At 75.0% G+C, this 2,181-nt stretch carries 3 protein-coding genes; 1 reads left to right on the forward strand and 2 read right to left on the reverse strand.

Annotation, left to right across the window (positions count from 1 at the left end):
* Positions 1-115 precede the first annotated feature (115 nt).
* Positions 116-250 carry a hypothetical protein gene (locus tag EF903_RS35680; protein ID WP_260616204.1) on the forward strand — a complete coding sequence of 45 codons (135 nt, stop codon included), beginning with the start codon at positions 116-118 and terminating at the stop codon, positions 248-250.
* Positions 251-255: 5 nt separating this feature from the next.
* Here the strand turns inward: EF903_RS35680 and EF903_RS31900 are convergent, their stop codons facing one another.
* Positions 256-1,395, reverse strand: a complete 1,140-nt coding sequence (locus tag EF903_RS31900) for a GNAT family N-acetyltransferase (RefSeq protein ID WP_125548448.1) — start codon at positions 1,393-1,395, stop codon at positions 256-258.
* The gene (locus EF903_RS31905; protein ID WP_125548449.1) at positions 1,392-2,108 is read right to left on the reverse strand and encodes a lipopolysaccharide biosynthesis protein; all 717 of its coding nucleotides are present in this window, start codon (positions 2,106-2,108) and stop codon (positions 1,392-1,394) included. The genes EF903_RS31900 and EF903_RS31905 overlap by 4 nt, the downstream gene beginning before the upstream one ends.
* Between the last annotated feature and the right edge of the window lie 73 nt (positions 2,109-2,181).

Here is a 2,181-nt window from a genome sequence, read left to right on the forward strand (position 1 = left end):
AGGGTGAAATAAGCGGGGAGCGGATCCCCGTTTGCACCTGTGTCCCCAAACGGGGATCCGGTCCCCGGTTCGGCTCCGTCGGTTCCTTCGGTTCCCTCGGTCCCCCGGTTCGCGGGTGCCGGCGCCCGTCAACACCACGCAGTGGTGCGTGCCGCTGGGCTTCGGCGACTGGCTCTCCAAGCTGGTCGGCAAGCAGTCGGTCTGCGTCTCGATCGACTGGGGCTCGGACTCCGGCTTCTGGCCCTGGTAGAGCCGTCATCGCACCCGCAGTTCGCCCAGCCGCGCCCGCCAGTCCCTGGCGGCCGGCAGCGCCTCCCGCAGTGCGTCGACCGCCCGCTCGCGCCCCGTGACCTGCGACTCGTGCAGCCGCAGCAGGGGCGCGAGCGCCGTACGCGCCATCAGGAACCGCTGGTTGACGACCGTCTCGGGCCGCCAGTGGTTCTTGTACGGCTCGCTGCCGCGCAGGAAGGACACCACCTGCCGGCCCTCCGCGAGCGCGCGGCCGGTCTCGTGGCGCAGCAGCAGCGTCGCCACGTCCACCTTCCGGGCCCGCAGGTCCGGGTCGGCGCCGTACAGGTAGCCGCCGCTGAACGACCGGGACAGCAGGGTCACGTTCGCCGCGACGACCCTCCCCTCCAGCCGGAACTCCGTCAGCCGGCCCTCCCCCGTGCGCACCATCCGCCGTGTCGCCCGCGTCAGGTGCTCGGCGAAACGGGGCCGCAGGTGCTCGGGGGTGACGCCGCGTCCGCGCCACTGCTTCTCGTGGAGCCGCAGCAGGGTGCGCACCGCGCGCGGCACCTCGTACTCGGTGACCTCGCGCTCCTCGATCCCGGCGGCGTCGGTCTTGCGGAGCTTGGCCCGCACCCGCTGGCCGCCGGAAGCCGGCATCCGCTTGACCAGCTCGTCGAACGGCAGTGCGGGCAGCTCCATGCAGGTGGAGTCGGCGAGCCGGCTGCGGACGCCCGGCCAGTGCGCGAACACCGCCTCGGCGGCCGCCCCGGGGCGCACCTCGCGCAGGTCGACGACGGCGCCGCGCGCCGCCTGGTGCAGGCCGCGGGCCAGTGCCGGGACGACCCGGTCGGCGTGCTCGTCGGCGACGAGCACGTCGGAGTGGTCGGTGATGCCGCCGCCGAGCGGCACCAGCAGCGGCAGCGGCCGGTGCACCAGCATCAGCGCGGCCGCGCCGACCAGCTCCCCGCCGCGGCGCACCAGCACCACGCGCAGCCGGCCGTCCCGCCCGTACGACAGCCACCAGGAGTGCAGCCATGCGTGGCTCTGGAACGGCGTCGCGGTCCGGCAGGATCGGAAGAGCGCGTTCCAGGGCTCTTCCAGGGCGGCGAACTGGCGGGGGTCGCGGCACAGGGTTACCGACAGGGCGCCGGAGCCCGTCGTCATCGCACGGACTCCTTCTCCTTGGGTTCGGCGTGCTCACCCTGCGCGGGCACCTGCCCCAGCTCCTCCGCGACGGCCGTCGGCTCCGGCTCTGCCGGGGAAGCGGGCCGCGGCTCCTCCTCGGGGCGGCGGCGGGCCGGCCGGGCGAGCAGCCACAGCCCGCCGAGCAGGCCGCCCGCGCACAGCCCGACGGCGCCGCTGACCGGCGCGGACGGCGAGGCCGGGTCGGTCGGCGCGACGGCCTGGTTGAACAGCAGCAGCTGCACGCCCGTGTTCTTCGCCGCCTGGTTGCTGCTCAGCGTCAGGGCGTCGGCGACCGCGTTGGCGATGTCGGCGGACTCGGCGGCGCTCGCCGAGGTGCCCGTGATCGCGATCATCGGGGACTCGGGGGAGGTCTCCGCCCGCACGTGGGTGCGCAGTTCGCGGGCGCTGATGCCGGCGCGGGGCTGCGCGTACGCGAGCGTCGAGCTGCTGGTGGCGATACGGGCGTACGCCTGCGCGAAGCCCAGCGCCGTGGCCGGCTCGGTGGTGTCGTCGGGCACCGCGACGACGTAGCTGGTGGCGGCGTACTCGGGTGCCTTGAGCACTCCGTACGCGCCGCCCGCGGCCAGCCCGAGCAGGGCGGCGGCGGGCAGCGGCCACCAGGCGGGCGGCGACAGCAGCCTGGCCCGGCGGCGTCGGGCGGCGGGCTTCTTCTGGTCGGCGGTGTCGGCCATGTGCGTGCTCACTTCCTGGAGGAGGGGGTGAAAGGAGGTGGTGAGAGCCCCGGGGGTGGGGGCCCGCTGGAGG

Source organism: Streptomyces sp. WAC05292, assembly GCF_003949955.1.
Taxonomy (GTDB): Bacteria; Actinomycetota; Actinomycetes; order Streptomycetales; family Streptomycetaceae; genus Streptomyces; species Streptomyces globosus.